We start from the raw sequence: 12,796 nt of genomic DNA on the forward strand, positions 1-12,796 counted from the left end.
GCCCAAGAAAAGGACCGTTCGTATCAATAAAACCCGCTACCCCATTCAGAAAAGAGGCTCTTAACTGAATGGTGTTATGCATAAGCAGGCTTTAATGAAATGAATGGCTTTTAACCTTGATTACAACGCAGAAATCACGTCATTCAGGGTTGTACTTGGGCGCATAGCTTTACTCGCCAATGCGGTATCCGGTTGATAGTAACCTTTCACATCCACAGCAACACCCTGCGCTGAATTCAGCTCATCAACGATAGTTGCTTCCTGAGACGTTAAGTTTTCAGCAACTGGCGTAAACAAGGCTTGTAATTCTGCATCTTGAGATTGCGCGGCCAATTCCTGTGCCCAGTAGAGCGCTAGATAAAAATGGCTACCACGGTTATCAATCTGTCCAACTTTACGGGCTGGGGATTTATTTTCCGCCAGGAAGGTTGCAGTCGCCGCATCCAGCGTGTCGGCTAAGACTTTAGCTTTAGCATTGTTGGCAAATACGCTTAAGTGTTCAAACGAGGCCGCTAATGCCAGGAATTCACCCAACGAATCCCAACGCAGATAGTTTTGGTTTTCAAACTGCTGAACATGCTTAGGCGCAGAACCACCTGCACCGGTTTCGAATAAACCACCACCGTTCATTAGAGGAACAATAGACAACATCTTCGCGCTGGTACCCAGTTCTAAGATAGGGAATAAATCCGTCAGATAATCACGTAATACATTACCCGTTACAGAAATCGTATCTTTACCGTCTTTGATGCGCTCTAAAGAGAAACGCGTCGCTTCAACCGGAGCAAGAATACGAATATCCAAACCTTCGGTATCGTGTTGTGGCAAATAGGCATTAACCTTTTTGATCAATTGTGCATCATGAGCACGCTCTGGATTTAACCAGAATACTGCTGGTGTATTGGATGCACGTGAACGGTTAACGGCTAATTTAACCCAATCCTGAATTGGTGCATCTTTTACCTGACACATACGCCAGATATCACCGGCTTCAACCTGGTGTTGCATTAACACGTTGCCATTAGCGTCGACAACACGCATGGTACCATCGGCTTTTACTTCAAATGTCTTGTCGTGTGAACCATACTCTTCGGCTTTTTGAGCCATCAAGCCAACGTTTGGAACACTACCCATGGTTGTTGGGTCAAAAGCGCCATGTTTTTTACAAAAATCAATCGTTTCCTGATAAACACCAGAATAACAACGATCTGGGATCACTGCGATTGCGTCCTGCAATTGATCATCTTTGTTCCACATTTGTCCGGATGAGCGGATCATCGCCGGCATGGACGCATCGATAATCACATCGCTAGGCACATGCAAGTTGGTAATACCTTTGTCTGAATTAACCATGGCTAAATCAGGAGCGTCGGTATATACCGCATCTAGCGCAGCCGTTATTTCATCTTTTAACGCTGGCTCTAATTGTTCGATTTTCGAGTAAACATCACCGATACCGTTATTTACATCAACGCCTAGTTTTTCGAAAACATCCTGATATTTGGCGAAAACGTCTTGATAGAAAACGGAAACACAATGGCCAAAAATAATCGGATCAGAAACCTTCATCATGGTGGCTTTCATGTGCAAGGAGAACAATACGCCCTGCGCTTTTGCCGCTTGAATTTGTTCAGCTAGGAAGGTACGCAATTTATTCTTGCTCATAAACGAAGAGTCTATGACCTCACCCGCCAATAAGGCAAGATCCGACTTCAACACTTCGACATCGCCCGATTCTGACACAAACTCGATATTTACCGAGGTCGCTTGGTCAACAGTAACCGATTGTTCGCTGCCAAAAAAATCACCGTCAGTCATGCTCGCTACGGTAGATTTCGAATCCGCAGACCAGGCACCCATTGAATGAGGATTATTTCTGGCATATTGTTTTACTGAGCCAGGCGCACGACGGTCTGAATTACCTTCCCGTAATACCGGGTTTACCGCACTGCCCAGTACTTTCGCGTATTTAGAACGAATAACTTTTTCTTCTTCTGTAGAAGGTTCTTCCGGGAAATCTGGTAACGCGTAACCCTTTTGTTGCAATTCTTTTATCGCTGCTTGTAATTGTGGAATAGAAGCACTGATATTTGGTAATTTAATAATGTTTGCTTGTGGCGTTTTTGCCAGCTCGCCCAATTCACTAAGCGCATCACCGATTTGTTGTTCAGCGGTTAAATATTCAGGGAAGTTTGAGATGATTCGACCCGCTAAAGAAATGTCTTTAGTCGTAACTTCAATGCCGGCAGTACCTGCAAATGCTTGCACGATAGGTAAGAAAGATTGAGTTGCTAATGCCGGCGCTTCGTCGGTAATAGTGTAGATAATTTTGGAATTCTCGGAGGTCATACCTTGTCCTTTGTTTAAACGCCCGATGTCAGGCGCTACTTTAAACGAGTTAGGTCTGATAATTTTTGCGTATTGCTTTGAATAAGTTCATCAAATTCGAAACAAGACTATCCCTTTATATTAAACATTTACTCAGAGAGATATCCTTGCGCCTAACGTTAGGTGAAGCTTAAAACGCTATTGGCAAATAACTAAGTCAGCCCTTTTTTTATCCGTCGCCACTCAACCCGGTACCCCGCCTTTTCATTTTGGTGATCGGGTACAATTAAACTGCCTTGTAGTAAAAACCACACAGAGCTAATACTTGCTGTACAGTTCGGGTTTATATGGCGAGCGCGCGATAGTATAGCAGTATGCATTTAATTAACATAGCCTTAACTTTAACCAAGATTTAAAACGATTTAGAAGAACTTATAACCCAAAGTTAGCGTTAATTTGGTACTATACAATTCGATCATTTTTATTCTTCAACAAACGACTACTTGCACCATGGAAAAGCGAAAATCTAGCGCGCGTAACAGCGAAAACAGCAACCAGAAAAACATAACTTCTCCACACAAACCGCAGCGCAAACACAAAGGTTCTCGTCAGGGCATTCGTTCCGACTCTCGAACTGGCTCGTTTAACAAAAAAACTCGGCCGAAACCTGAAAAGCCGATCATAATTTTGTTTAATAAGCCCTATGACGTTCTCACTCAATTTACCGATGATCAGAAACGTTCAACACTAAAGGATTTTATTGCCATCCCCGATGTGTATGCTGCAGGTCGTCTGGACAAAGATTCCGAAGGTTTGCTGGTATTGACCAATGATGGTGAGCTACAACACAAATTGGCAAATCCAAAATTCAGTAAATCCAAAACCTACTGGGTTCAGGTCGAAGGTGAAGTATCTAATGCATCGATTACAGCACTAATCAAAGGCGTGGAATTGAACGACGGTTTAACCCGCCCAGCGAAAGTCAGGCGGATCTCAGCGCCAGATGTGTGGGCACGTAGCGTGCCGATCAGAGAACGAAAGAATATACCAACCACCTGGTTAGAAATTATTATTACCGAAGGAAAAAATCGACAGGTAAGACGAATGACAGCCCATGTCGGCAATCCAACCTTACGGTTAATACGTTTAAGTATGGGACCTTATTCGCTAACGGATATTGCCCCACTAAACACATTAGCCCCAGGGCAATACCGACAAATTAGCCATCAAACTATCGACAAATAAAGGAAGTTACCTACGTGGATGACCATCACCTGCAATTTAAACCCAATGTTACTGTCGCTGCGATTATTCACTGCAACGGAAAATTTTTAATGGTAGAAGAATGGCAAGACGAACAATGGGTTTACAATCAACCTGCTGGCCATCTGGAGCCGGACGAGTCGATTACTGATGGTTTAATACGTGAAGTCAAAGAAGAAACGGGGTTAATCGTCGAGCCTGGTGTTTTATGCGGAATTTACTATTTTCACCTGCCACGCTCCAATCTGTTTTATTTACGTTTTTGTTTTATTGTCGAACTGGAAGATTGGTTGGAAACTCAACCAATGGATACAGACATAAACCGAGCATTGTGGATGACCTTTGATGAAATCCTTGAAAAATCACAACAATTGCGCAGTCCCATGGTATTAAATGGCATTCAGGATTATCTTGCTGGAACCACCTACCCTTTGTCGATTTTAAAATCTTACATAAACGCTCCTCTGGAGAAATAATACCAATCACATTAAGTTTGTGCACAACTCAGAGTTAGATCAGAGGTTCAGTTACAACATAGATTTTATTGATATAGTCATTCTATATTAATGAAATATAGGGCAGTAAATGGGCCTTAAGATAAACTCCCTACGGGTGAGTTTTAAAGGCGTTTATCCTGTGTTACTGATTTTGCCCAATTTTGGCTGTTTTTGAGAGCGGAATAACCATTCTCTGCAATCAACGCCTTGCCTAAAAGCCTTTAAATTCTCACTGAGTGAGCAATAATCTAATGTGATTGGTATAACGTCAAAGTAATGATGGTAAAACCGAAAAAACAAAACGGCACTGTCCCGCCCCTAGCCGGTAGTTTTCCTTCTGGTTATTAAACAAACCCTGTGCCAGCTTGTTATTAACCAGCCTATTATTCATTTGCAAAGCAATGAAGGTTATCAACGACTTGGGTTGCCTATTAAGCAAAATGTCGAGGTTAGCATTGCTATTACATTTTATATAAATAAGATTTTGTATTAATAATGCGCTGGCTATTATTTCATGTTAAAATTCGCGCCATTTTTTAACTGGTCGGGAATTACAGTCCTTGAGTACAACAGCTAACCGTGATTTAAAAGTTATCGTCGGCATGTCCGGCGGTGTTGATTCTTCCGTTTCCGCGTATCTTCTACAGCAGCAAGGCTATCAGGTAGAAGGTTTGTTTATGAAAAACTGGGAAGAAGACGACGATGACGAATATTGTGCAGCAGCGGAAGATCTTAAAGATGCGCAAGCGGTTTGTGAAAAATTAGGGATAGAGCTTCACACCATCAATTTTGCCGCCGAATACTGGGATAATGTGTTTGAGTATTTTCTTGAAGAATACAAAGCCGGTCGCACACCTAATCCAGATATCATGTGCAACAAAGAAATCAAATTTAAGGCATTTTTAGAATTTGCCTGCGAAGACATGGGTGCCGACTTTATTGCGACTGGCCATTATGTTCAGCGCCGGGAAAAAGAGAATACGTTTCAATTGATTCGTGGTCTGGATAACAACAAAGATCAAAGCTACTTTTTATATACGCTGAGTCATCAACAAGTCGCGCAAACGCTATTTCCTGTTGGCCATTTGGAGAAGCCTAAAGTTCGCGCAATTGCCGAGCGGGAAGGTTTAATTACCCACAATAAAAAAGATTCCACCGGGATCTGTTTTATCGGTGAACGCAAATTTAAAGATTTTCTTGGTCGTTACCTGCCAGCGCAGCCTGGTGTTATCGAAAATTGTGAGGGTCAACCTATTGGTGAGCATGATGGTTTGATGTACCACACACTTGGACAACGCAAGGGGCTGAGAATTGGCGGTCTAAAAGAAGCTGGCGATGAACCTTGGTACGTTGTTGAAAAAGACATGAAACGTAATGTGTTGATCGTTGGTCAAGGTCATAACCACCCTCGCCTGTTCTCCAAAGGGTTAGTTGCGGACCAATTGCATTGGGTGGATCGTCACCAACCTGCTATTGGCAAAAGCTTCCACTGCACGGTAAAAACTCGATACCGCCAGCAGGATGTCGCTTGTACAGTGACTCGCTTAAATGAAGGCGATTACGAAATTTTATTTGATGAACAGCAAAGTTCTGTGACACCAGGTCAATCCGTGGTGTTCTATCTCGATGATGTTTGTCTGGGTGGCGGGATCATTGATCAATTAATTCGATAGCTAATTCGATAGCTAATTCGAAAATTGCGACCCGTTAAAAACAATGGCTCCTGTTTTAACAACTGGTTATTCAATGTGATGACAGATAAATCATAACAATTACGCTGTAGGTTATATGAGACAACAAACGTTAACATTCGCTGCAATCTGCCAGGCTTCTGCCATGGTTCAGGGTATTGCTCGTAAAAATCAGCTCGACGAATCTTTATTCGAGCTGATGTTAAATTCTATTGTGATCACTGACCCAAAAGACTCACTCGAGGTCTATGGATCGGATATCGCCCACTTAAAAACCGGCTTACAGCTCATCGTGACTCAACTCGGTGATACCACGGTAGAGAAAGATCCGGAGATAACCCGATACATCGTCAGCATGTTGAACCTAGAGCGCCGTTTACAAAGCAATAAAAAGGATCTTGCGCAACTTGGTAGTCGCATTGAACAGTGTCAACGTCAACTTGAACACTTTGAATTGACGAGTGATACCATGATCGCAAATTTTGCCAGCGTTTATAGTGATGTGATCAGCCCATTGGCCACTCGCATCCAAATTGCCGGTGAACAAACGATTTTAAAGCAGGTCGGCAATCAAAACCGAATACGTGCGTTGCTCCTCTCAGGCATTCGTGCCGCCGTTTTATGGCGACAAATGGGCGGAAAACGCCGAATTATATTATTTCGCCGACGCCAAGTAGTGGCTGAAGCTCAAAAATTATTAAAGTCTATACATTAATTAGGAATCTGATATGGAACTCTCAAGCATCAGTGCTATTTCCCCGGTAGATGGACGATATGGCAGTAAAGTAAAAGCATTACGCCCTATCTTCAGTGAATTCGGTTTGATCAAATACCGAGTCACCGTGGAAGTACGTTGGTTACAAAAACTTGCCGCGACTGCTGAAATTTCGGAAGTACCTGCATTCTCTGCAGATGCAAATGCCGTTCTCGATGCAATCGTAGATAATTTTAGCGAAGAAGATGCCGCTCGGGTAAAAACTATCGAAGCCACCACTAATCATGATGTTAAGGCGGTTGAGTACTTTTTGAAAGAGCAAGTCGCTGACAATAATGAGCTAAATGCCGTATCAGAGTTTATTCATTTTGCCTGTACGTCTGAAGATATCAATAACCTGTCTCACGCACTTATGCTTAAAGAATGTCGTGAGCAGGTATTGCTACCAGTGCTGGATGAAATCCTTGCGGAAATCAAAAACCTGGCCATTGAATACAAAACCATTCCAATGATGTGTCGTACCCACGGTCAGCCAGCTAGCCCAAGCACAATGGGTAAAGAAATGGCCAACGTATACGTACGATTAAAACGCCAGCGCGACCAAATCGCTGCGGTTGAGTTTTTAGGCAAAATCAATGGCGCCGTTGGTAACTACAATGCACACCTGTCTGCTTATCCAGAACTTAACTGGCATGAGTTTTCAGAAAGCTTTGTAACGTCGCTAGGTATTACCTGGAATGCATTTACGACACAAATCGAGCCACACGATTATATCGCCGAACTATTCGATGCTGTCGCTCGCTTTAACACCATTTTGATTGATTTTGATCGCGACATCTGGGGTTACATTGCACTCGGCCACTTTAAGCAAAAAACCATTGCTGGGGAAATTGGATCTTCAACAATGCCGCATAAAGTTAACCCGATTGATTTTGAAAACTCGGAAGGTAACTTAGGTATTGCTAACGCATTATTTGCACATCTTGCACAAAAGCTACCAGTATCCCGCTGGCAGCGTGACCTTACAGACTCTACTGTGCTGCGTAATCTAGGTGTTGGTTTTGCCCACTCATTGATTTCTTACCAGGCCACATTAAAAGGCATCAGCAAGTTACAGGTTAACGAGCAAAGCCTTCTTGATGAGTTAGATTCAAACTGGGAAGTTTTAGCAGAACCTGTGCAGACGGTTATGCGTCGATATGGCATCGAAAAGCCATATGAAAAACTTAAAGAGTTAACCCGTGGCAAGCGTGTCAACGGAGAATCCATGCGCGCCTTTATCGAAAACCTCGAGTTACCTCAGCAGGCAAAAGACGAGTTGATTGCAATGACACCGGCAAGTTATATCGGCCGTGCTGTCAGCTTTATTGACGAGCTATAAGCTGTCATAAAACTCGTATAAAAAGGCTATGAAATTTCATAGCCTTTTTTTTGCATTGAATTTTATGCCTACTAGCAAGGTGCTTATTACCAAGACACCCATGGTTAAACATCAGATCCGTTTAAGTGCTTATTATCAAGACACCCACACTTAGTCATCGTATCGAATCAAGCATCCTCCTTAATAAGACACCCATGGTTAAGCATCATATAGGATCGATCTGAATCTCTGATAACCACCAATTGACGTCAGGATTTAATTGGATAGATCTTCGAACCAATAGGAGGAGAACTCAGTTTTTTGCTCCCCAACACATTCGGTTAGCTTTTATGTAGACCAGAATTTGCAGACAGCGAGCGAATATGTAAACAATATCCTCCTCCTCCCTTACTACAATAACAACATCTTTTATTACTTAATAAGACTCTGGAATCCCTCGGGGTTGGCTTATCAATTAGTAACGCTGCTAAGGTGGGTGTCCTGTTAATTTTGTAACTTAATAAGACTCTGGAATCCCCCGGGCTTGGCTTATCAATTAGTAACGCTGCTAAGGTGGGTGTCCTGTTAATTTTGTCGATAGATTATTTCTCAGTGAACACTTGTGGTTCGAGCCAGGATTGGCTTGCTTTGGCCATTATAAATATCCCGGTAGTGCCTGATTTTTTTAATAATGGCGTGTATCCTATAGCCATTGATTGATTAATTTTGTAGTACAACCATGATCATAGATTGGAAAGATCTCACCCCAGAACTTTTTCTAGAGAAGTACTGGCAGAAAAAGCCATTACTCATTAAAGGGGCATTCCCTGATTTTGTCGATCCTGTTGAGCCTGATGAACTTGCCGGGCTTGCAATGGAAGATATGATAGAATCGCGCATCGTGCAGCACAATGGAAATGACTGGAACGTTGAACACGGGCCATTTCGTGACTTTGAGACCTTTGGCGAAGAAAACTGGACGTTATTGGTCCAGGCGGTTAACCATTGGTTCGAAGACGTCGATTCGCTTATTACCCCGTTCCGATTTATACCCAATTGGCGCATTGATGATGTGATGGTAAGCTTTTCAACCCCAGGCGGTGGTGTTGGACCTCATCTTGATCAATATGATGTCTTTATTGTTCAAGGCAGCGGTAAACGGCACTGGCGGGTTGGTAAGCCCGATAATGACCTAAGAAACCTTGTCCCTCATCCAGATCTAAAACAAGTTTCTGCGTTTGAGAGTTGCATAGACGTAACGACCGAAGCCGGAGATCTTCTGTATATACCGCCCCATCACCCCCATGACGGGCTAGCCATAGACAATGCGATGAATTATTCCATTGGCTTTCAGGCGCCAAATCCGCAAGAGTTGTTTAGCGGACTTGCCGATTATATGCTGGACGAAGATTTATACGAGACACGTATCGATGACAGCCATCGTCGCTATACAGATCGTCCTGAAACACTGACAGGTAAAGATTTCCAAAACCTAAAACAACAAATGTTGCAGGTTCTAAACAACGAGGAAATGTTGGAAGACTTCCTCGGCCAACAGTTAACCTCGGTGCATCACGCCCTGGATGTTGGCTTGCCTGAGCAACCTTTATCCATTGAAGAGCTCCCTGAGATTATTGAACAAATCATTGAAGATGATGGTGCGCTAGAGCCAGTATTAGGTATAAAAACCTTAGTAATTGACCAGCGAAAACTGTTTATTAATGGTGAACGGTTTACCATCTATGAAGAGTCTTTAGATCTCGCCTTAGCCATGGCAAACAAACAACACTTAAACTCTGAATTATTAAAAAGCGCGTTAAGCAATTTGAAAAACCTCGAGCTGTTAACTAGGGTTATAAATATAGGACTTTGGCAGTTAGCTTGAGGTGAGTAGTGCGCTACAAAGTAAATGTTGTTCGTTGGCAGCAGGCCGAGCGACAATTAAAATCCGTCCGCGAAAAAGTGTTTTGTTTCGAACGGCGAATCCCCTACGACGTAGAATTTGACCAACAAGACAGAAAAGCCCACCACGTTCTGGTGGTGGATGAAGAAACCCAGGAGCCTATAGCAACAGGAAGAATCACCAACAATGGTGAAATTTCCCGTATCGCTGTAGTGATATCCAAACGAAAGAGCCCCGTTGGTAAAGAGGTCATTCAGGCGCTAGTGAAAATCGCCCGAAAGAATCAGTTAAACGAAGTTTACATCAACTCCGACCTTGACGCCGTCAGCTATTTCGCAAGCCACAATTTCCGCCCTGTAGGGGCGGTTTTTATGGAAGCCGGAATCCCCAGACAAAGAATGGCATGCCCGATTAGACAAATCGACTTTAAACGATTCTATTTAAGCCATTAATCTCATTTTGAAAACGCAGAGTTCTCTATTCGTTCCAGAGCTTTTCGTTTTCAAATAGCTGATATAGACCTTCTGCCCTACTTACTAATAGGCTGGCGAATTCGATTTGCGTTCTATCCTTGGCCGTCGCAAGGATATTCTGCGCTTGTAATTGCCATTTCATTGAGAAGTTTCTCAATGCTTCACGTACGTCTTCCGCAGCCGATATTCCAATGTGATCGCAAGGCAAATCACCACTGATCACCCACACACTTTCTTTATTAATCGTTTGTAATTTCCAAATAGCCACAACAGGTATCAGATAGCGGCTATCTAACGTAGCAACAGATTCGGTAACAAAGCCTTTTTCCGCTAAATACTTTGTTGCTTTTTGATATTGTTCACGCACCCATGCGCTGCGTTGCTCTTCAGTAAATTCGCCAGGATTGCTCATACGAGGCCTCATAATGAAAAAAATTTCGCCCATACTCGCTGATAATCTTGATGATCTCAAGTAGAAATTGATGAATTTACTTGTAGTATTAAATGAACACATTTAAAAAAAAGAATTTCCTCCTTTGTATGGTCTGTAAGGATTGAAAGTGATAAGGTTCGCGAAATTTTTACCGCTTGAATTTTTAGGGATTTATTCCCTATCAATTACTCTGTACTGAACAATAAAATGGAGAAAAGTGTGGCTCTTTTTGATCTCGTCGATTTTGATCACCATGAACAGGTTGTTTATTGCTCGGATGAACAATCTGGCTTAAAAGCGATTATTGCCGTACACAACACAAATTTAGGTCCTGCAGCCGGTGGTTGCCGATTTTGGGACTATGCCAGTGACGATGAAGCCTTAAAAGACGTTCTGCGACTGTCTAAAGGTATGACCTACAAAAATGCCATGGCCGGTTTACATCTTGGCGGTGGTAAAGCCGTTATTATTGGTAATCCTAAAAATTTAAAATCTGAAGCCCTATTCAAAGCCTTTGGCAGAGCTGTAAACAATCTGGGTGGTCGTTATTACACTGCCGAAGACGTAAACATTACCACTGGCGACATGGCCATTGTTAATCAGGAAACAGAATTTGTTTCGGGTCTTGAAGGCAAAAGTGGTAACCCAGGGCCATTTACGGCGTTAGGTACCTTTTTAGGTATCAAGGCCGCAGTCAAGTTCAAACTTGGTAAAGACGATCTGACGGGTATCAAGGTAGCCGTGCAAGGTTTAGGCAGTGTTGGTTATTCGCTGTGCGAAAAACTTGTCGATGCCGGCGCTGAATTAGTGGTAACCGATATTAACCAAGAAGCGTTAGATAAAGCGGCAACAGAGCTAAACGCAAAAGTGGTTGGTCTTGACGAAATCTATGAGCAAGATGTAGACGTATTCGCACCATGTGCACTTGGTGCTACCATCAATGACACAACGCTTGAAAAGCTAAAAGCCGTGATTATCGCAGGTTGCGCTAATAACCAGCTTGCGGAAACGCGTCATGACGAAATCGTGAAAGATAAAGGTATTTTGTATGCACCGGATTACGTGATCAATGCCGGTGGCATCATCAATGTTGCATTGGAAATAGGTGACGAACCATACTGTGCCGACAAAGCTACAGCTTTAGTAGAAGATATCTATAACACGCTTATGGATGTATTCTGCAAAGCTCAGCAAGAAGACTTACCTACAGGTTTAGTTGCCGATCAAATGGCACGTAAAATTATCGCCAACGGCCACAAATAATTTCTCGAAAAACCTGTTTTTGTCTTAAAAAAAATCCCGTCTTTGAACTGGGCTGATATGAAATTAAGGATCTATATAGCGTAGATCCTTTTTTTTATTTTCTTTCTAATCAATACCTTAGCATGACGCAAAACACCGTAAAATCGTTCCGTGTCAACTATAAAATTCTTTATATACAATCACATAGGATGGAAATCAATGAGTTTCAGATAAGTTTGTGATATTCCCAATTAACGAAAATTACTGTTTCTAAGTGGTGCGAATGTCGGCTATGTGCCAAACTCGGACCGTTAGCAAATTCTAATATACTTATTTGTTGGAGTTTCAACCTTCAGGTCACAAAATCATTATGCACAGATTGTAATTATTGCTTATAAACTAACTTACTCGCTTGAGAGACAAGTTTGAAGCTAAAGATGAATGTTGGTATACCCCATAACGCTAACAATTTCCCTGAATGCTCAGGAATATAAAAGGCAAAAGTTGAGAATACCATGCCTATTGAAAAAGACCACAACATAACTTCATGAAACTTATCAACTTTGCTGCGATAAAATTTGAATACAGGGTCTATGTTATATAGCAAAATGAATGCAGCAGCAGACGCTAAGCCTATTTCCCAAAAGCCTTTTCCTAATGTAATAACTGGTATCATCAATAAAGCAAACGGGTAATTCGAAAGCCTTGCATTGACTCTTTTTTGATTCAAATTGATATTGAAACTCCATGTGATGCTAAAAGTTGATTGGAATGTTTTCAGAATATTGCATCAGACAAACTGAGAGGCTTTATCTCGCTCACAAGAGACATTAACCTTTTCAATCTGTTAACGTCAACTTATGCCTGAAACGGTGTATGGGGAATTGCCAA

The 12,796-nt window shown here is 42.3% G+C and carries 11 protein-coding genes; 8 read left to right on the forward strand and 3 right to left on the reverse strand.

Annotated features, from left to right (window positions below):
- Positions 1-120 precede the first annotated feature (120 nt).
- Entirely contained in the window at positions 121-2,349 is a 2,229-nt protein-coding gene (locus ACHUFQ_RS16215) for an NADP-dependent isocitrate dehydrogenase (protein ID WP_394176896.1), read from the reverse strand.
- A gap of 489 nt (positions 2,350-2,838) precedes the next feature.
- On the opposite strand from ACHUFQ_RS16215, the gene ACHUFQ_RS16220 reads away from it, so the two are divergent.
- The 7 genes from ACHUFQ_RS16220 (at position 2,839) to ACHUFQ_RS16250 (ending at position 10,209) form a co-directional block, all read left to right on the forward strand.
- Complete coding sequence (locus tag ACHUFQ_RS16220; protein WP_394176897.1) at positions 2,839-3,573, forward strand: pseudouridine synthase; 735 nt, start codon at positions 2,839-2,841, stop codon at positions 3,571-3,573.
- Positions 3,574-3,587: 14 nt separating this feature from the next.
- On the forward strand, positions 3,588-4,067 hold the full coding sequence (locus tag ACHUFQ_RS16225; protein ID WP_394176898.1) for an NUDIX hydrolase: 480 nt from the start codon (positions 3,588-3,590) through the stop codon (positions 4,065-4,067).
- Between the two features lie 581 nt (positions 4,068-4,648).
- Positions 4,649-5,761 (forward strand): tRNA 2-thiouridine(34) synthase MnmA, encoded by a 1,113-nt coding sequence (mnmA, locus tag ACHUFQ_RS16230; RefSeq protein ID WP_394176899.1) that lies wholly within the window; start codon positions 4,649-4,651, stop codon positions 5,759-5,761.
- A 115-nt stretch (positions 5,762-5,876) separates the two neighbouring features.
- The gene (gene hflD, locus ACHUFQ_RS16235) at positions 5,877-6,494 is read left to right on the forward strand and encodes a high frequency lysogenization protein HflD (RefSeq protein WP_394176900.1); all 618 of its coding nucleotides are present in this window, start codon (positions 5,877-5,879) and stop codon (positions 6,492-6,494) included.
- A 13-nt stretch (positions 6,495-6,507) separates the two neighbouring features.
- Positions 6,508-7,875, forward strand: a complete 1,368-nt coding sequence (gene purB, locus ACHUFQ_RS16240; RefSeq protein ID WP_394176901.1) for an adenylosuccinate lyase — start codon at positions 6,508-6,510, stop codon at positions 7,873-7,875.
- Between the two features lie 718 nt (positions 7,876-8,593).
- Positions 8,594-9,739, forward strand: a complete 1,146-nt coding sequence (locus ACHUFQ_RS16245) for a JmjC domain-containing protein (protein WP_394176902.1) — start codon at positions 8,594-8,596, stop codon at positions 9,737-9,739.
- An 8-nt stretch (positions 9,740-9,747) separates the two neighbouring features.
- Entirely contained in the window at positions 9,748-10,209 is a 462-nt protein-coding gene (locus ACHUFQ_RS16250) for a GNAT family N-acetyltransferase (RefSeq protein WP_394176903.1), read from the forward strand.
- 25 nt (positions 10,210-10,234) lie between these two features.
- Here the strand turns inward: ACHUFQ_RS16250 and ACHUFQ_RS16255 are convergent, their stop codons facing one another.
- On the reverse strand, positions 10,235-10,642 hold the full coding sequence (locus ACHUFQ_RS16255) for a DUF4826 family protein (RefSeq protein WP_394176904.1): 408 nt from the start codon (positions 10,640-10,642) through the stop codon (positions 10,235-10,237).
- A gap of 240 nt (positions 10,643-10,882) precedes the next feature.
- Here ACHUFQ_RS16255 and ACHUFQ_RS16260 point away from each other — a divergent pair, with 240 nt between their 5' ends.
- Positions 10,883-11,926 (forward strand): Glu/Leu/Phe/Val family dehydrogenase, encoded by a 1,044-nt coding sequence (locus ACHUFQ_RS16260; protein WP_394176905.1) that lies wholly within the window; start codon positions 10,883-10,885, stop codon positions 11,924-11,926.
- A gap of 364 nt (positions 11,927-12,290) precedes the next feature.
- On the opposite strand, the gene ACHUFQ_RS16265 is transcribed toward ACHUFQ_RS16260, so the two are convergent.
- Positions 12,291-12,635 (reverse strand): hypothetical protein, encoded by a 345-nt coding sequence (locus tag ACHUFQ_RS16265; RefSeq protein ID WP_394176906.1) that lies wholly within the window; start codon positions 12,633-12,635, stop codon positions 12,291-12,293.
- Between the last annotated feature and the right edge of the window lie 161 nt (positions 12,636-12,796).

The organism is Thalassotalea litorea, assembly GCF_043642205.1.
Lineage (GTDB): Bacteria > Pseudomonadota > Gammaproteobacteria > Enterobacterales > Alteromonadaceae > Thalassotalea_A > Thalassotalea_A litorea.

Excerpts from the sequence above, each read along its gene's own strand:
- ACHUFQ_RS16215 (WP_394176896.1), bottom strand. The coding sequence starts at position 2,349 with ATGACCTCCGAGAATTCCAAAATTATCTACACTATTACCGACGAAGCG.
- ACHUFQ_RS16220 (WP_394176897.1), top strand. The coding sequence starts at position 2,839 with ATGGAAAAGCGAAAATCTAGCGCGCGTAACAGCGAAAACAGCAACCAG.
- hflD (WP_394176900.1), top strand. The coding sequence starts at position 5,877 with ATGAGACAACAAACGTTAACATTCGCTGCAATCTGCCAGGCTTCTGCC.
- purB (WP_394176901.1), top strand. The coding sequence starts at position 6,508 with ATGGAACTCTCAAGCATCAGTGCTATTTCCCCGGTAGATGGACGATAT.
- ACHUFQ_RS16245 (WP_394176902.1), top strand. The coding sequence starts at position 8,594 with ATGATCATAGATTGGAAAGATCTCACCCCAGAACTTTTTCTAGAGAAG.
- ACHUFQ_RS16255 (WP_394176904.1), bottom strand. The coding sequence starts at position 10,642 with ATGAGCAATCCTGGCGAATTTACTGAAGAGCAACGCAGCGCATGGGTG.